This is a genomic window from Granulicella sp. dw_53 (assembly GCF_018449545.1).
GTDB lineage: Bacteria > Acidobacteriota > Terriglobia > Terriglobales > Acidobacteriaceae > Edaphobacter.
Genome location: NZ_JAAVUR010000002.1, coordinates 49,687 through 67,670, shown reverse-complemented (window position 1 = coordinate 67,670; position 17,984 = coordinate 49,687). Strand labels below are relative to the sequence as shown.

Genomic DNA, 17,984 nt, shown 5'->3' with positions numbered 1-17,984 from the left:
ACTGACGGTTGTGGGATGTTCGCTTGTGATAAATCGCCAAGTCACAATTCGACGCATGTCGGCTCTGGAAACACTATTGACCTGATATCGACTATCAAAGATCAGTCGAGGCAGATTGGAGGACACTGGCCGACTTGTCGGTACTGATGTGGTTCGCAGGGTTTCCATTTCTCCCAAAGCAAAAGCTTATCCTCAGACCATGACTGCTGTCGACCCGCACAAAGTGATTCTAACGAAGCGACGGAGCGCGAAGACTGAGTGGTTGTCGATGCTCCTCGTTAGCTCGTTGACCGCCTGCATGGCGCAGCGAGCGCCTGTGGTATCGAACACGCCCCCACGGCAGCAGTTTGTCGCTGTTTCGCCCGATGTAAAGCTCGAAGTCATGGACTGGGGTGGTTCAGGCCGTAACCTTGTGCTGCTTGCGGGGGGCGGCAACACAGCCCATGTGTTTGCAATTCTTGCGCCTAAGCTCGCTAAGCATTTTCACGTTTATGGAATCACCAGGCGCGGAGCCGGCGTGTCATCTTCACCTTCGAGTGGATATACAGCAAGACGGTCCGGAGACGATGTCGTCGCGGTTCTTGATGCCCTGAGTCTCACCGATCCAGTGTTGATCGGCCATTCGATAGCTGGCCAGGAAATGAGTGCGGTCTCCAAATACCATCCAGGGCGGGCAGCAGCGCTCGTCTACCTCGACGCAGGTGGTCCTTTCGCTCTTTACAACCCCGAGCACGGAGACATCGATACCGACCGGGTTGAATTGCAAGAGGATCTTTCCCGACTTGCTCACAATGAGTTCGACGATGCCACCATCGTGAAAACGCTTGCTGACGAAACCCGCTACCGGCGCAACCTGCAAGATCTTCGCGACGAAGTTGAAGGGGCGGAGTCACCCTCACCGACCCAATCGGATCGATCGAGCATTGCAACATTTCAAAAGTATTTTGTTGGGTATTACGGCGGCATTCTGCCTGAGGACGAGATCAGGCAGCTTTACGAAATCACGGCAGACGGGGCAGTCGGAGCACGGATGGTCCACCCCAGTGCCAAGAGAGTGCACGAGTTTGACAAGGAGCAATTTAGCTCCGTAGACACCCGGGCACTCGTAATCGTCCCGTATCCGAATGCTCTAAGCATCGGTGTTACACATGATCCCGCAAAACTCGCGGCCTACAAGGCGCAAGAGGCTAGCCGGAAGCAGGGACAACTCGAAATTTGGCACAAGCAGCGGAAGGCCGAGATCGTGGTGATTCCCAACGCCACACACTACATTTTTCTGTCAGATGAGGCCGAAATACTTTCGCTGATCAGCCGATTTGTAGATGGACTGCCGAAGAGCGAAACGCCCCGTTAGTACCAGGCAACATGCATGCCGCAAGCTTGGTTTATACGAAATCGTCAACTCGCGTTTCGACGACGTATTCGGCTGGAAACATGTTTTGGCTTGTTTGCGACAGTTGAGCCAAGGGTCACTTGCCCGGAAAACCGACCATACTCTCAAGTGGATTGCCGCAGCGAAATGCGCACAATGGCACACCTAGACCCTGGCACGTTTCCGATTACTAACTCTTTCATCGATGACATCCTTGGGTCTGTCAGCCTCAATCGAGAATCTTGTGCAAGCCAATCGGCAACGCTGGCGAATCATCATTGAACATGAATGATCGACCAGACTGAGTCCGTCCGGTAGAAAATCTGGATCGGGTGCAAATCGGTAAAGTATTCGTCCTTCATGGGGCCCGTCTGAGCAGTATTTTTGTCTAGTATCCGAATCTTGCGACCTCCGATCACATCGTTGCCTTGGTTGTTTACGCTGGCGCGATTATGACAAGTTACACAGGACGAGGTGGGTATGTATCTGCCTTCGATCTGGGAGTTTCCGAGCTTCGCAGGGTTATCGTACGAAGTCTGGGTACCTTTGAGCCGATAATTTTTCCATACTGGTGCCAGCTGATAAGCGGTGAAGAGATCATTGAGATTCTGGGAGACGATGCCCGGAATGTATTGGGAGCCCTGTGGAGGATGAGTTGCCCCTTGCTGTGATTGCTCGGGAGTTGGATGACCGAAGGTGTCGTTACAACCGATAATGTCGCAGCGCCCGGCATTGCCGCTTGGTCTGGTTGGAAAGTTGCTATCGCCTGCCCATTCCCACGTAGACCATATCCAAAGTCCTTCTTGCTTTGGCAAAGGATGGAGCTTCGTCATGACGTGGAGCCCCACCAGTCCCATAAGGCGTCCGTTTGTATCGTAGGTAGTGTGAAAAGTAGAGTTGGTCTGCTGGCACATGATATCTGCGGAGCCACACTCCGGCAGAGGCGTCCATTGAGATTTGACCTGGATAGCGCCGGAAGGCAAGTCGAAGATGGAGTCATACGTAACTTTCCCCGTTTCGGGTTTAGGAAGGTCACCGACAGCCTTAAGTAGCTTCTTCCTAGTGCGGAAACCATTCAGGATGTCAAAGGCAAGCCTGTTTCGGTAGACCGCTTCAATGGCATCGGCGGGAATCGTAGGGTTTTGTTTCTCAGCTCCGCCGGAGTTAGCTTGTCGTTTTCGAGGATTGTCTAAGAGCAACCTCAACTCGTCTCTTTGAAACTTCCGGTGAGAGATGGGACAGGAGCCGCCGGAATTGGGATCGGTGCTAGGAAACGGTTGCGCCGCCACGGAAAACGTAGTGTCGTTATCCGCCCAGCGCTCCCAGAGTACGTCATTTTCTTCAAGGTTGCCCTTTGGAGTTTTGATCGTGCAAGGGGAAAACGTATGTGAGATGGAGGCGAAGATTTTCCAACTAAATTCATCCCAGGCAACGGGCCTGCCGAACTTCCCTTCCTGCGAGGAGACGAGTTCATCGGTTGTCGGTGGTGTTGCGGCAACTCTCCGCGCTTCGAAGGGGGACTGCGAGGTCGGCACACAGGAATGCAAGGCTGCGCAGAGAAGCAACGTGGCGACCGACGATAGTACGGTTTTCAAAAGCATGGCTTCGCCTCGACAGGGGTGGGGCCGATCCCACCAGTGTAGGAGATCGGCCGGGTGAATCGGTTCTCTAACGGGTAGAGCTTTTCCTCGACGCAGTAAAGGGCACTTCAGCCGTTACGATGTCCGGAAATGTGTCGAGGTCGATATCGGGATTTAGAATCTGGACATAATTGCCGAGCATCCTGCATCCATCTGTACTCCAGGGGTCAACAGTTGCGGTGTCAGGCTTCGTGCATGCTGACCTGAAATTTCCAGCAACGAAATTTTTGAAGAAGGTTGCTGCCGCGGGAACAGATGTGTCCGATTTTGCTGCGCACCACAAGTAACTGCTGAAACCCGGCGTGAGATTCAGTGCCATGTCCAGGGCTTCGAAATGTTCCTCCTGAGCGCCCAAGAGCCAATCGGCGCGCGTAGTGACCATGGCCCACAGGAGAATCAGTGCTTCAGCGCTATCCTTGTCGAGTACCTTTTTCGTTTTCATGATCAAATTCTCGTTTCTGGCGACTGTGCGCCGGGTTTTTAATTTAAGTTGATGGGGAGAGGAGGTGTGAACACGATTGGTTGTTACTTTGGACTGAGAGCGTGTGGTCGTAAGTGAGCGTACAAACTGAAGTCCTTGGAAATACCCAGAGCAGGTTCACGGAGGGCACGCGCAATCTGAAGGTACGTAGCGGTCTGTGTGGACAGGGTCCCTGGAGGCTTATCCCACGGTCTGAGCACGGCGGCCCGAGGGGAACGGGCAACGACGGCGAAGGTATTAAGTGCCTCCTGACGCAATTGACGGGTGTGGGCGGCAAATTTGGAGGTACGGGCGGCGATTAGCAAAGTGCGACCGAGGTATTCGTGGCTAGCAGTTGGAGCGTCCAGGCGTCCGGCGCGCCGCATCTCCTCGAGAGCAGCGTCAATGTTGCCGTCGGCCAAAAGGAGTTCAGCATGGGCACGTGTATGGAGGAAGCGCTGGGTATAGCCGAAGTCGTTATGATCGATGTCTTTGGCGAGGCGAGCAAGTTGTACACGGATGAGTTTTCGTTCGCCTGTCTCGGCAGAGGTGGCGGCGGGACCAAGGGTGTCTTCAGCTGCTCTGAGAGTATTGAGTCCTTCGTCGAGGGACAAGGCTTTGTCGATGTCGGCGACACAGGGTTGGATCTGACCTTGTTGACATTCGAGCGAAGCGCGGTCGACTAGGATGGCAGCCTGAGTAGCCTGTTCGCCTGAGGCGAGGCTGTCGATAACCCCTTGATTAGCGACCTGGATTGCCTGGTCGTAGTCGTCAAGCTCGGCTGCAAGTCTCAGGTGGGTGCGATAGGTCCTTAAACGGCGCGGAAGGTCATTGGAAGCCTCGAGTTCGCGCGCAAACTGGAGCGCTCCAGCGAAGTCTAGAGAAAGAAAGCGAAGACGCACCTCGAGCTCTTTCGCCGCCGTCTCGTAACCTTTGCGGCGGAGAGATTCGACCCAGGTCTGGCCTTCGGCAGGCTGACCGATGATGGCAAGTTCATTCGCGAGCTCGATCATCGGGAATGGGAGGGACGGTGCAAGTGCGACGGCTCGACGCAGGTTGGCTACAGCCTCCTCATCGCGTCCGAGGGCTCGTAACGCGGAGGTCGGATAGGCCCAGCCGATATAGTCATTTGGGTAAAAAGCGGCGTAGTCCTTGAAAGCCGCGACAGCAGTCAGATAATCTAGGCCGTCAATGGCATACATCCCCTGAACGCGATCGAGCTCGCGCCTGGAGAGAGTTCTGTCTGTACTTGCGTCGAGCGCATGGCGGTAGGCATCGAGGCCTTCGGCATCTCGATTGATGTTGAAAAGAATGTCGCCAAGGCGTGCATACGCAAGGGCAAAGTGTGGGTCGAAAGCGGTTGCTTTACGAAGCGCTAAAACGGCTTCCCACTTGCGATGCTGGGCGTCGAAGCTTTCAGCCTGCCGGAATGCTGTGAGAGCATCCCAGTTGTCGGTGGTGACGGATTCAGGCGATGCACTCAAAGAAGTGACATCGCCGCTGGATTCGCCGACCGTGCTACGGACCCAGTCAGTAGCATTGCGAATGGCGTCGAGCAGGTCGGACGGCACAGTCGGTTGAGGCTGAGATGGCTGAGTCCACTCGAAAACTTTCGTCCAGTGTTCTCGGACACGTAAGGGTGTTGTAAGGTCGGGACGCTGGATTTCGACCGTCATGTTATGGCGGCTGCCGGAGCGAGAAAGAGTGAGGAAGATAATCCGAGATGCGTTGGCGCGCATGGCGATCTCCCGGGCGATTGGATCGGTGATGGTGATATCGTGAGGCTTAGTCATCTGCCCAAGAATTTCTGCCACGCTCCCACGATCGAGCAGGTTAATCTGCGTGGACTGACTAAGTCCGGCATGTGCGAGTTCAATGACGTTCTCCAACTGTGCATCTCCCGTTGTATTGCGGATCGGAGCCAAGTAAACCAAAGTTCCGGGTGCGACTCTTCCATCACTTCTTGATTTAGATAAGCGGAACGGTCGCCATAGAAGGGCCACGCAAAGTATCAAAGATAAGAAGATCGCCCATATTTTGTTGCGATACCAGAAACCCTGCAACGGAGAAGAAACGCTTAGACGCTTCGCGAAGTGCGGTTGCGGAATTGACCGGGCAAGTTTCTCTCCCTCTAACATTGCGATGACATCACTGGCATGCTCGAACCGCATCGTCGGTTCAATGGCGAGGCACCCGCTGATAGCCGCATCCCAGACAGCGGGCAAACCGGTAACGAACCCGCATGCGGAAGGAACTTGTTGGGTGAGGCGCTCGAGGGCACCAGGAAAGGTGGATGCATTGGGGAAGGCTTTGCGGCCCGTGACCGCTTCGAAGAGGACGAGGCCAAACGCGTAGATGTCGGTGGCAGAGGTTACCGGTAGCCCTTGCAGTTGCTCGGGCGACATGTAGGAGAGCGTGCCAATTGCAGCTCCCGGATGACTCACAGACGAGAGGTCAGCGCCCACAGGACCGCCGGATTTGGCAAGGCCGAAGTCTGTTATAACGACGCGCACCGGTTGCAAGCTGTCCCGTGCCGCCGGACAGATCATGACGTTTCCGGGCTTGATATCGCGGTGGATAACACCGGTCCGGTGCGCTGCTTCCAGTGCTGCGGCCATCTGCCGTATAACGCCCAGCGCGCGGTCCTGGGTCAAGCAGCCTTCGCGTTTTAGAAGTTGTTGAAGGGTCTCTCCTTCGAGGAACTCCATAATGATGAAGGTGAGATCAGTGGGTGGGCCTCCGTGAGAGCTGACGTGTGATATCTCGCGGTCGAGATGAAAGGTTCGGCAAACGTTGGGGTGCGTAACTCGATGGGCAATTCGTACTTCCTGATGGAAGCGGAAGAGCATCTCTGGGTCAGCGGCGATGTCGGACCGAAGCATCTTGAGGGCTACAGTAACGTCGAGAGTGAGGTCGCGAGCTTCGTAGACCTGGCCCATGCCGCCGGCCCCGATGCGGCGGACGATCTGGTATCGTGCAGAGATGACATCACCAGGTTCGAGCGAAGGCGTGGCAACGGAGCTTTCGTCCCATATGGGCTTCAGGAAGCTGCTCGGCGCAGAGGCGTAGGCCTCGAGAAGTTGCTGCACCTCGTTTAAAACTTCTGGCTCGTGGGCGCAGGCATTCCGTGCAAAATTGAGGCGCGCATGCGGCGACAGGCTGATGGCGGCGTCAAAGATTTCCTTGGCCACATCCCATTGTGCGGGCGTCATTGACTCGCGAAGCCTCCAGCTTTAGGACTACGGCGGTTCGATGGCTGCAGTTCGCGGAAGAACCAAGCCAGAGCAGAGGCGACGTCTCGTTTCACCGTGCGGTCGGCGATTCCTAGTATTTCGGCAATTTCGGCGTTACTGCGGCCGCCAAAATAACGTAACTCTATGATTTGTGCCTGGCGCGGAGAGATCTTTTCAAAACGCTCCAAGGCTTCGTGTACGCTCAGCGCCTGAATCGAGGTAACGGGTGCAGCGAGAAGTGTCTCTTCAAGCTCCACCCGTTGCAGGCCATCGCCACGCTTGGCCGCGAGTCGAGCCCGTGCGCGGTCGACGAGGATATGGCGCATGATTTTGGCAGACACGGCGAAGAAATGGGAGCGGTTCTGCCAGGCAACCTTGTCTTTGTCCGCAAGACCAAGGTAAGCCTCGTTGACGAGTTCGGTCGGTTGAAGGCTTTCGTCGTCACCTTCCTTGCGGAGATAACTGGCTGCAAGGCGTCGTAGATCTTTATATACGGCGCGAATCAGCCTCTCGTCGGCCGTCGGCCCTCCGGTACGTAACTCTCGGAGCAGGCGGGTGATGTCATGGTCTGAGGGGCCGTCGATGGACAGCATACTTACTCCTCTGCAAGCGAACGAAACATCCGAGACAGGGGCCTACCATGGTTATATCATCACGGTCGCGGGACCAGTTGAAGCGGATTACCAGGTTTTCGAATCTGTTCTTTTAAGACCGTCTGTGACGGATGTCCCCATTTCCTAGAAATTCTCGCTTATAGAGACAAGGCAAACGTAGAACCTTTGCGCTCTTGCCGAATACGCCTTTCCGGATAAACCGTCGCGACTTTGGTCGGCGTCGTGGAACCACTCACATGCCGGTCATGCGGCGCAAATGGCTGGCTTTGAAAAACCATTTTGGAGGATTGACATGAGAATTCGTCTACGCGTATCAGGCAGGCTCGTCTCTTGGGTTTGTTTTGCTGTTGTTTTGTCCGTCTCCATGGCGCGCCTCCAGTTGGAGGCCCAGACCTTCCAAACTGTATGTCCAAATTCGGCGTCGTTGTTCACGATGTCCCCCGCAGGCAGGCTTCTCGATAAGCCGTGGAAAAGGGACTATCCAATTTTGATCTACAACATGGAGGGTGTGCGCGCGGGACTGGACGCCGTGCAGGCGGCGCAGGATGCGCTAACGAAGCGCGCGGACGCTGAGGCCGCGCACCAGACTATCAAGGATAAAGAAGAGGAGTTAACTAAACTTACAGATCAAGCTCAAAAGGCAGCACTGCAGACAGATATTACATCACGGAAGACGAAGCAAGCGCAACTGAACGCGGCAGCAGACGATGCGGAGGCAATACAGGAGCAGAAGAAGAAAGCAAGGAGCAGCTCTTCCACGCACGGGAAGCTCTTCTGGAAAGAGGAAGGCGACGGAGTTGCGCTTAGTCCAATCAATAATCCGGGCTTTGTCGCAAAGGTGTACACCACGGAAAAGGTACTGGTGCTCATCTGCAACGCAAAGTTTGGCGACGGCTCTTCGATGTCCGAAACGTCAGTGGTTGTGACCGGACCAGACGACACAGGTGTTACCCCCCAAGGTGCGAAGCTGGCGGGAGTGCAGCTTTCTTCGATGGATCGGCTGTATGTTCTCGATGCAACAAAAGTGACGAACAATAGCCTGGAAAGGGTGACGTTTTCGGTAGACACCGGTACCGGGGACGGCCCCGGCAAGGGATCCGACACGGTTGCAACTGTGTTGCTGGAGAGGCACAAGATCATCCACTTTTCCGCTGGGGGCGGCATACTCACCGTAAACGCGCCCTCCAACGCTTACTCCGTGATCTCTGTCCCAACAGTGATCACAACGACTAACACCGCATCTACTACCACGCTGACTAACGGCGTGAATACAGGAACAAACAGTTCAACCACGGTCAGCACGGTCAGCGGGACAGCGTCATACGTTCTGTCACAGAAACAGAGCAATCAACAGTACAGCGGAATCGCCGGTCTGACATGGTACCCGTTTGGCCATGATACGTACCCCGTAACGAACCAACACGGGCTAACACTCACGCAATCTGCCTATAGCCCCAAGGGTTCATTCGGCATTTTTGTGGGCACCTCGGTCAGTTCGTTCGGTAATTTCACAGCGGCGCCGAGCTATGAATTCTTTCCCGGTGTCCAGGTATTTGCAGGTCTTACCTTGCGCAGCAAGACGACGCTTTCGCAAGGCATCACGGCATGCACGGGGTACGGGACTGGCCCGTCGTTTTCATCGGCACCTTCCTCAACCAATACGAGCCAAACTTCAACAACCGCCAGCGGCACCACCACGACGACCACCACAACGACGATCACCACGACCAGCACAACCTCCGGCTGCAGCAATGGAGACAAGGTGTCGCTGTTCTCAGGAACAACAGCGCCGACGCAAACTGCAACCACCCCTGCCTTCTCCTTTGGGCTGGTTTTCAACACAAACCTGATCAAGGCATTCTCGGGATTCGGAAAGTAACGCTTTAATTTCAGCTTCAGGCGGCGGACTGCCTTGGCCGCCACCGCGCTGACCACCAGGAGGAACAGATGCACGTAACACCGCAGCGACTTCTCAGAATCCTTGAGGCCATCACAGCAGAAGAGATGCCGGGGACCCCGCGTTCTAAACGCACCCATGGAATGCACGTTGCAAAGATTCGTGTAACTTTGAAAGATCCTAATATTGTTGGTATCGGAATCAGCCGAAAAGAGCGTCAAGGGCAGGAGACGGGCGAGCTCTCTATTTGTTTTTACGTTGCACGGAAGCGGCCACTCAGCAGGATTTCGCGACGTTACATGATTCCGGCGGTGCTCGCCTCGGCCAAGGGCGAGGCAGCATTTACCGACGTGAAGGAAATTGGCAACTTTTCGCCGGGATACCTCATTCGGAGCCAGCCTATTGAGAGTGGTTTCAGCGTAGGCCACATCTCGGGCCTGACCGGCACCGTTGGCGCCATTGTGCAAAAAGACGATGCACGATTCCTGCTGAGTAATTCCCATATTCTTGCCCGCAACGGTCTTGCCTCCAAAGGAGACAAAATCCTATATCCAGGAACGGTCGATGGGGGAACTGATCCCACCAACTGGGTTGCGACTCTGAGCGATTTCATTCCCTTTGTGCGCGGTGGCGCCTTTGTAAACGAAATGGATGCCGCGCTGGCACAAGTGTTCGAGGGCAGTCTTCCGGACATCACATACAACATTGCCAATGCAGCTTCGCCTCTCACGGTGGCGGCCGTGAGCATTGGCATGACCGTAACTCTACAAGGCAGGAGCTCAGGCATCACATCAGGAAAAGTCCTGGACGCGAATTTTCACTTCAAAATGTTCTACGGCGGAGTCGGACAGATCTGCTTCAAGAATCAGGTGCTTTGCGAGCACTACACAACGGATGGTGACTCCGGCTCGTTGGTGTTGGATGCGCAAACAGGAAGTATCGTGGGGCTTCACTTCGGGCAAGCAGAGGGTGGTGGCAGCGTCTTCAGCCCGATTGGCCCAATTATGGATGCACTGAACTTCACCTTCGTATCGAGCTAGGACCCGCTACTTTTGCAGCTCCGGATTTTCGCCAAACTCAAAACCGGCAGTAGACAGCGGCGTGACCCACGTTTCTATCAGGCCGCTGAACATTTCGTAGGCGACCGCTATCGCCGGCCGTTCTCGGACGGGCGAGTCAGTCCTCGGAGGTCGGCCGGTGTTTACAAATCCAGCCCACTGGACTAAACCGGCTATCCGGACGAGTGATAACGGCTAATTGGCTCGTTACCGCTTTCTCAACGAGTGGTAAATTGCCAATTCACTCTCCGAACGTTCGAGATGCGCTTGAAGGAATTTGCAGTCAAAAGACTTTAGCCCAAGAGGCGAGACTCTCACTTAATGATTAGTGATCTCGTTTGGAGTGTCTGAACAGATTGGCATTCGAGCGATGACAGGAAAGAGAGCACCGCAAAAGCAGGAGTCAAGGCTGCGAACCTGATAATAGCTAATGAAGATCCCAGCGCACCGCTGACCGGCGGCACCGGCCTTGACGCCTGCTCTTTTTGTGGCGCATAAACTCTTTGAGACGCGCGAATGCCACCACCATGCAGCCGCGTGGTAGCGGCTGCATGGTACTGAGTATCGAGTTCGATCCCGAGATAGCGGCGGTTGAGGATCTTCGCGGCCAGCAGAGTAGAGCCAGAACCGCAAAACGGATCCAGCACAACGTCTCCCTGTTGCGTGAAAGCATCAATCAGCGGCTTCAGCGCAGCCACCGACTTTTGGGTGGGATGGAGTTTGTTGCCAGAGTAGGGCATGTCGATGACATCGGCGATCGGAGTTTGTGGGAGAGTCGGATTTCCCTTCGCCAGCAGATAAGCTTGCTCATGCTGATACTTGAGGAAGCGCGATTTTGACGTGTACTTTTTGCGGAAGACCAGATGGCCAACGATGCGAAATCCCGCACTACGCCAGGCGTGGAAGAACTTATCGACCTGCGTCCAGCCGTAGAAAGAGATCATGAAACGATCCTGTTTGAGAACGCGATAGGCTTCGCTAAATGCTGGTATCAGCCAGTCTGCGTTGCTGTCGTTCTGGATGAATCGTCCTTCCCGGTCCTGATAGCGAACCAGATAGGGTGGATCGGTCAGGATAAGGTCGATGCTGTTAACTGGCAAACTGCGCATGATGGAGATGCAATCGCCGTGAAGAACTGCGTTGATGGGAACTGAGAGTTGGCCGGTTCGATTCGTCTGCATGATGTGACTCCGTAGGTGATCTCCCGATGACTCGGGGCACCCATGCGCAGCTGAGCGAGTGGGTCCGGCTTCCAAGCGCCCAGGACCGCTTTTCGGGAGGGACCTAAAAGAAAGTTCTCGCGCTCTCTGCAGGAACTTTGTTTGGGGAGGAACCAGAAAAGCAGAGGTCCGCCGTGCCGCAGGACGCCGGAGAGACCCCGAGCGCGTGCCCGAGTCAGCGGAGAACACCTACTGCTGGAGTAGACGTCAACGATGAGAAGCGGCAATCAAGTTAAACCAGTTTCACAGACATTGCAACGTATGTCCGCTAAGCACTCAAGGACCGTGGACCGAACGCAATCAGCGCATCCCGGAACGACAGCAACTGAGAGCTGCGGTTCTGCGCTCTCCATGCAATCGCGGTCTCAAGCTGGACGGAATCGGCCAGTGGCTTGTACAGGACATCCTCTCGCCGGAGGCGACACGCAGAGCTTCGCATCAGGCCGATACTGCGATGGAGCGCCACCTCATCCAGCAACTCGATCAGGTTCGCAGCAAATTTGATCGATGACGATTCTATACCTGTCTTCCGCAACATGGCCTCCGCACCGACCGATCCGGGATCGACCTGCCGCGAAACGATGATGAGCTGCTCTTTCTTCAGTTCAAACAGCCGCATCATTGGTCGCTGCGCCAAAGAATGATGGTGGGGAAGGACTGCGATCAATGGCTCAGAAGAAAGAGGAAAAGCATTGATCCCCCGAGTTCGGATGGGGAGATCGACAATCGCAAGATCCAGCCTTCCCCGAAGCAAACCCAACAATAGTTCTGACGTATATGCCGTCGTACATTCGACCGTGGTTTGTGGCGCTGATCTCTGTGCCGCTTCAACGAGAACTCGCATGCGTGGCAGATCGCAGAGAGTGGAGAGTCCTACCTTCAATCTCCGATCCTTCTCTCGCTCCAATGCATGCACAAGCGAGATCGCCCGTCGGCTGTGCTCCAAGACTTTGCTTGCCTGACTTCTGAATATCTTTCCAGCAGGGGTCAGCCGGATATCTTGGGGAAGGCGATCGAAAAGCCGAGCGTTCAGATCGATCTCCATCCGGCGGATCTGTCTCGATAGGGAGGATTGCGCGACATGACATCGCCTGGCAGCACGAGTGAAGCTTCGTTCCTCGGCTACCGCCAGGAAGTATCGCATCTGCCGCAACTCGATCTCGCTCTGCACTTCCTCAACCTAAGCGAGAAACCCGCACTCCCCTCATGCAAATTCGAACAGGGATATGCAGTTTCTGCATGAGCTGATAAATGCGCCTAAGCCATTGATCATTTGTGTTGTAGATTTTGCTCGCGGCCCGAAAGGAATATTCAGTCTCAAGCACACTACATTTTGCGCATGGGCCTTGAACCTCTGCGAAACAGTCGAAAATAAAGGAATTCGGGCGAAAAGTAGTCGAGCGCGGCATAAATTTGTTTGTCATTCCGGGTATTGCAGAATCTGCATCCCCCTGCGAATTCTGCAATGCCAACTGCAGTTAGACTCTGGTTCTGAATTGGGCTGTCTGCCCGAATGCAATCAGCGCGTCTCGGAATGACAGCATACGTGAGCTGCGATTCTCGGCCCTCCATGACAGTGCGGTCTCAAGCGGGACCGAATCGGCAAGCGGCTTGTACAGGACGTCCTTTCGCAGGAGACGCCCCGCAGAGCTTCGGATCAGGCCGATACTGCGATGAAGAGCGACGTAATCCAGCAACTCGATCAAGTTCGGGACATATGCGATGGAAGACGCGTCGGCCCATGCTCTCTGAAGCATTTGCTTCCACACTGGCTGATCCAGAATCGACCCGCCGGGAGACGATTGCGATCTGTTCTTTTTTCAGTTCGAACAACCGGACGATCGGCCTTTTTTCCAGGGGATGATTGTGGGGAAGAACTGCGATCAAGGATTCAAAACAGAGTAGATGTAATCCTACGCCACGACTTTTCAGGGGAAGCTTTGTTTGCTTCCTTCTCGAATATCTTGCCTGCGTCAGTCAGTTGAATATCCCTTGGAAGACGATCAAGGAGTCGCGTCTCTAGACAAACCTCCATAGCGCGGATCTGCCTCGACAAAGAGGACTGCGCCCCATGGCATCGTCTAGCGGCACGAGTAAAGCTGTGCCCCTCGGCAATCGCCAGGAAGTATCGCATCTGCCCGAGCTCGGTCTCTGCATCCACCTGCTCAACATAAGCGAGAAGGAGGGTACCGATTATTTCTTTCATAGGCAGATCGTTTCATTTGAGGCAATAATCGCCAGTTCGATATAAGTCACTCATCTGCATGCATAATTTGTATTTTCCAGACTGGAGCAAATTTATGTACTGATACAGCCGTCCAGGTGGGACTTGTGGCCATCGACAAGCAGAAATCCATCTTTGATTGAATCAGGACGAAGTCTGCCCTGGGACAGGGGACCGAATCGCACTAATAAAGTTAGGGTCTCCATTCCTTTACGTTGAACGATCGCTTTCGCTCCCAAGGGAAAGGACCTTAAGAATCGCTTCGATGTCACTCGTCTCCCGGTTACTCATCGCGGGCATAAATAAATGCCGACCAGGTTTACCTGTCAACCAGTTTGCGATGCGGCAAGGCGTATCTCTGGATTATTGCCTCAGCTGAAATAATCAGTCTGAAAAAGTAACAATCAATCGCCACTTGGACCCGGGTTCGGTTTAGTCGGTAGAGAGCGGGGATCGTTATCTGAAATTCACGGTCTCTAGTTTCCAACGATTTTGCTGGCGGTGAGGGAAACTATGCAGTGACACTGAAGCTACAACTGCCAAAGCGACAGGAACTCACAGACAGCAGGAGGATCGCTTCGTCAATTCGTCAGCCACTCACTTCAGACGTACTAACGATAATCACGCCGCGCAAAGGTACACCAATGCATGTCCTCGTACTATTGCCTCAGATGGAATGAGTGGTAAGAAAAAGCATTCATTGATGCCTTGAGCTTCGGTGATGATCTCGTGACAGTCTGACTGAACCTCAAATAAGGTGACGAAAATGCAAACAGATACATTTACATTTGAGCCGCTGATTTCAGCGAATGACGCGGGAAGACTCCTCGGGATTCACCCAGTTACTATTCTTCGATGGGCCAGAGAAGGGCGCATTCCCCATCGAAGGTTGGGAAGAAGAGTCAAATTCCGCAAATCTGAACTCGATTTCTGGCAAACAAAGCTCTACACTGACAGCGCCGTTCGTGTCGCCCAACCGTAAAGGAGAAGGCACATGAACTTACAACGAGCACGCTATCAGCAAGGTTCTTTGACAATTGAGCGGAGAAGTAAAAGTTCTCCGGTTTGGGTTTACCGTTGGTGGGAGAAAGATCAGAGCGGACATCTCTCGCGCCGTAAGCAGATCGTCGGACAGAAGTCAGAGCTTCGATCTAAAGCTGAAGCGCTCAAGGCGATAGAAGGGTTACGACTCGAAATCAACGATGAAGCGGGAGGCTGGAGTTTCAGCTCCATGAAGGTGAACCAGCTCATTGAACACTTTCGGAGAGTGGAACTGGCAGACAGCAACGGAAAGACCACTCGAACCAAACAGGTTTACGTCCACCAGCTGGTGAACATCATCTCTCCTACATGGGGAGATCATCGGCTAAAGGACATAAAGCCCGTCGCGGTTGAGAATTGGTTGAATGGGAGGCCCGGAGCTCCCGGTTCCAAGGCTAAAACTAAGGGCGTCATGAGCGTGCTCTTCCAACACGCCATGCGCTATGAATGGATGACACGAAATCCCATTCGGCTCGTTCGGCAGGGTTCTTTACCTCAACAGGAAGAGATTGTTCTCGCACCTGTAGAGGTAGCAGCGCTCCTGGACGAATTACGCGATCCTTTTTTCACCCTCATCCTCCTTGCGGCTGTTACAGGCCTTCGCCGGGGTGAGTTGTTTGGATTGAAGTGGGCGGATATCAACTTCGCCGACTCTGAGATGAAAGTAGTACGGTCGATGGTCGATCAGGTTGAAGGTCCCCCGAAGACCCTGGCCTCGCGGCGCCCTCTGCCGCTATCCACAGAACTGGCAACAGCTCTTGAAGAATGGCGGAAGACGACGGCGTTCCCCAAACCGAACGATTGGATATTCGCCAGTCCGCGGGCGATCGGCGAAAGACCTTATTGGCCGGATGCAGTTCTCAAACGTCACATACGGCCTGCGGCGGAAAGGGCAGGGATCACCAAGACGATCGGATGGCACAGCTTCCGACGAACCCTGGCGACCCTGCTTCATTCTTCGGGGGCATCGGTGAAGACCACGCAGGATTTACTGCGCCACTCTTCGCCGATGATGACGCTGGGTGTCTATGCAAAAGCTGTCACTGCGGACAAGAGAGCGGCACAGGATGCCATTGCGGCCATGGTGATTGGAAAGGAGATGAAGAGTGAGCCGGAGTGAGGAAAACAGCACAGACCCAGATCGGACCCGCATTTGGACCCGAAGAGAGACTCCGCTAACGCTAAGTGATTGGAATAAATGGTCGGGACGACTAGATTCGAACTAGCGACCTCACCCACCCCAAGGGTGCGCTCTACCAGGCTGAGCCACGTCCCGACTTGTGTTGGCCCGTCAGCCCGAGAGGGCGACGGCGGGGTATCCTGCATCTCCAAGTGTACACGAGACCTGCCCTCCACCGGCAGGCCTCGCCCACTCAACTACTGCGTCGGAGCCACATACTCCTTCGGCAACGCACCGCCTTCGCCGAAGAAAAACTCGTTCATCTGTTCCACCAGAAAATCCTGTGCCTCCTGGGTCCAAGGCTGCAGCCGATACTCATTTAACAGCATCTTCTGCCGCTCCACCCACTCGCCCCAGCTCTTCTTCGAGACATTCTTGAAGATCTTCTGCCCAAAGTCCGAGTCAAACGGCGGCTCATCCAGCCCTTCCATCTCAGTTTTGAATCGCGTATCGAAAACCATGTGCGCCATCGCAGTATTTCTCCTCTCCCGATTGTAGCTGGTACAAAAACCGCGCAGCCTGGCGTAGACCCTCTTGGAAGCGATCTCGGCTGCCTGCTTACAACCCAGTACCCTCGTCCAGCCCCAGCATCAAATTCAGATTCTGTACCGCCGCCCCCGAAGCACCTTTACCCAGATTATCCAGCACCGCAATCAACCGGGCCTGCTGCTTATCCGGATTTCCAAACACGAACAGCCTCATCCGATTGGTATTATTGAGGCTCTCCGGATCGAGCGCCCCAACATATCCGCTCGCAGTCGTCCGAGCGATCTGCAACTCCGCCGTCTCCTCATCCGAGGCCACCTCGACAAACTTCGACCCCGCATACGCCTCGGTCAGCACCCTGCGAAGCTCCGCCGGAGTAACATCGCTCCCCAGCGCCCACAACTGCAGCGGAACCTCCACGATCATCCCCTGCGCATACCGCGCTACCGAAGGCGAGAAGACCGGAGCATGGCTCAATCCCGAATACCTCTGAATCTCCGGCAGATGCTTGTGCGCCAGCGACAACCCATACCCCCGGAACGCATCGCTCGTTCCATTCGACGGAGCCATCTCAAACTCCGTAATTAACCCCTTACCCCCGCCGCTGTACCCCGAAACCGCATGGATCGACACCGGAAACTTCGCCGGTAGCAACTTGGCCTCAACAATCGGCCTCAGCAGCGCAATCGCACCCGTAGCAAAACAACCAGGGTTGGAGACCCGCTTGGCCTCGGCAATCGCCTTCCGCTGCCCCTCACTCATCTCCGCAAACCCATACACCCAGTCCGGAGCCACCCGATGCGCCGTCGAAGCATCGATCACGCGCACGCTGTCATTCGAGATCAGCGCCACCGCCTCCTTCGCAGCATCATCCGGCAGACAAAGAATCACCGCATCCGCGCCATTCAACGCCTCCGCCCGCGCCTTCGCATCCTTACGCAGCGCCGGATCAATCGAGATCAACTCCAGATCCGTCCGCCCCTGCAAACGGTCACGAATCTGCAGCCCCGTCGTCCCCGCCTCGCCGTCGATAAAAACCTTCAATGCCATCGGTTCTGTGTATCCCCTTCTTCACTCGCACGCAAGCGAACTCTACCTTCCATTATCACCGCTCAACCCCGAGAAAAGAAACGCCTCTTACTCCCGGGGAGTGCCTGCAATGTGTGTTGAAGAGCATATGATGGTGGCATCACAGCAGGAGACAAACTTGTGAGAGACACGAAACGATGGCTGGCGTTCGTTGTTGCGTTCTCCGCTTTTTCTTCCGCACAAACTCCCAAACCAAGCCAGCCGTGCGTAATTCTAAAACGCCACGTTAATAAGTTTGGAGAAAACATGTCCCGGATACATCCCCATCGGCCCTTCGATTATGTGGAGGGCGATTACCCGTCAGGATTCAAATGGCGCTCGGAACTCGGTGATGGCGACGTTCGAGAGCTTCAGCAAAAAGGCGGAAAGATGGTAGTCATGAAACCCGATTACCAAGCCTCCGACCTTGAAGACAGTAGAAAACAGTGCCAAGCGCAGAGCACAAAATGAACACTACATAAGTCACTTTT

13 protein-coding genes and 1 tRNA gene are annotated in these 17,984 nt (G+C 54.7%); 5 read left to right on the top strand and 9 right to left on the bottom strand.

What is annotated here, in order from left to right; all coding sequences use genetic code 11:
• Positions 1-115: 115 nt before the first annotated feature.
• Positions 116-1,354: an alpha/beta hydrolase gene (locus tag HB393_RS03245; RefSeq protein ID WP_213803728.1), complete on the top strand. Its 1,239-nt coding sequence runs from the start codon at positions 116-118 to the stop codon at positions 1,352-1,354.
• A gap of 293 nt (positions 1,355-1,647) precedes the next feature.
• Here HB393_RS03245 and HB393_RS03240 read toward each other — a convergent pair whose 3' ends face one another.
• From HB393_RS03240 to HB393_RS03225, 4 genes are all read right to left on the bottom strand, one after another.
• The gene (locus HB393_RS03240; protein WP_213803727.1) at positions 1,648-2,973 is read right to left on the bottom strand and encodes a hypothetical protein; all 1,326 of its coding nucleotides are present in this window, start codon (positions 2,971-2,973) and stop codon (positions 1,648-1,650) included.
• A 67-nt stretch (positions 2,974-3,040) separates the two neighbouring features.
• The gene (locus HB393_RS03235) at positions 3,041-3,454 is read right to left on the bottom strand and encodes a hypothetical protein (protein ID WP_213803726.1); all 414 of its coding nucleotides are present in this window, start codon (positions 3,452-3,454) and stop codon (positions 3,041-3,043) included.
• Positions 3,455-3,537: 83 nt separating this feature from the next.
• The gene (locus tag HB393_RS03230; RefSeq protein ID WP_213803725.1) at positions 3,538-6,684 is read right to left on the bottom strand and encodes a serine/threonine-protein kinase; all 3,147 of its coding nucleotides are present in this window, start codon (positions 6,682-6,684) and stop codon (positions 3,538-3,540) included.
• The gene (locus HB393_RS03225; RefSeq protein ID WP_213803724.1) at positions 6,681-7,298 is read right to left on the bottom strand and encodes an ECF-type sigma factor; all 618 of its coding nucleotides are present in this window, start codon (positions 7,296-7,298) and stop codon (positions 6,681-6,683) included. Before HB393_RS03225 ends, HB393_RS03230 begins: the two co-directional genes overlap by 4 nt.
• 277 nt (positions 7,299-7,575) lie before the next feature.
• Between HB393_RS03225 and HB393_RS03220 the strand changes: the two genes are divergently transcribed.
• The gene (locus tag HB393_RS03220) at positions 7,576-9,198 is read left to right on the top strand and encodes a hypothetical protein (protein ID WP_213803723.1); all 1,623 of its coding nucleotides are present in this window, start codon (positions 7,576-7,578) and stop codon (positions 9,196-9,198) included.
• 68 nt (positions 9,199-9,266) lie between these two features.
• Complete coding sequence (locus HB393_RS03215) at positions 9,267-10,256, top strand: hypothetical protein (RefSeq protein ID WP_213803722.1); 990 nt, start codon at positions 9,267-9,269, stop codon at positions 10,254-10,256.
• A gap of 332 nt (positions 10,257-10,588) precedes the next feature.
• Here the strand turns inward: HB393_RS03215 and HB393_RS03210 are convergent, their stop codons facing one another.
• Both HB393_RS03210 and HB393_RS03205 read right to left on the bottom strand, forming a co-directional pair.
• Entirely contained in the window at positions 10,589-11,455 is an 867-nt protein-coding gene (locus tag HB393_RS03210; RefSeq protein ID WP_213803721.1) for a DNA methyltransferase, read from the bottom strand.
• Between the two features lie 307 nt (positions 11,456-11,762).
• Positions 11,763-12,539 carry a LysR substrate-binding domain-containing protein gene (locus tag HB393_RS03205; RefSeq protein ID WP_255550809.1) on the bottom strand — a complete coding sequence of 259 codons (777 nt, stop codon included), beginning with the start codon at positions 12,537-12,539 and terminating at the stop codon, positions 11,763-11,765.
• 2,173 nt (positions 12,540-14,712) lie between these two features.
• On the opposite strand from HB393_RS03205, the gene HB393_RS03190 reads away from it, so the two are divergent.
• Positions 14,713-15,879 carry a site-specific integrase gene (locus HB393_RS03190; RefSeq protein WP_213803717.1) on the top strand — a complete coding sequence of 389 codons (1,167 nt, stop codon included), beginning with the start codon at positions 14,713-14,715 and terminating at the stop codon, positions 15,877-15,879.
• A 79-nt stretch (positions 15,880-15,958) separates the two neighbouring features.
• Here the strand turns inward: HB393_RS03190 and HB393_RS03185 are convergent.
• The 3 genes from HB393_RS03185 to argC form a co-directional block, all read right to left on the bottom strand.
• Positions 15,959-16,035, bottom strand: a tRNA-Pro gene (locus HB393_RS03185).
• A gap of 101 nt (positions 16,036-16,136) precedes the next feature.
• On the bottom strand, positions 16,137-16,409 hold the full coding sequence (locus HB393_RS03180; RefSeq protein WP_213803716.1) for an oxidative damage protection protein: 273 nt from the start codon (positions 16,407-16,409) through the stop codon (positions 16,137-16,139).
• Between the two features lie 88 nt (positions 16,410-16,497).
• Complete coding sequence (argC, locus tag HB393_RS03175; RefSeq protein ID WP_213803715.1) at positions 16,498-17,475, bottom strand: N-acetyl-gamma-glutamyl-phosphate reductase; 978 nt, start codon at positions 17,473-17,475, stop codon at positions 16,498-16,500.
• Between the two features lie 159 nt (positions 17,476-17,634).
• Between argC and HB393_RS03170 the strand changes: the two genes are divergently transcribed.
• Complete coding sequence (locus HB393_RS03170; RefSeq protein ID WP_213803714.1) at positions 17,635-17,964, top strand: hypothetical protein; 330 nt, start codon at positions 17,635-17,637, stop codon at positions 17,962-17,964.
• The last annotated feature ends 20 nt before the right edge of the window (positions 17,965-17,984 follow it).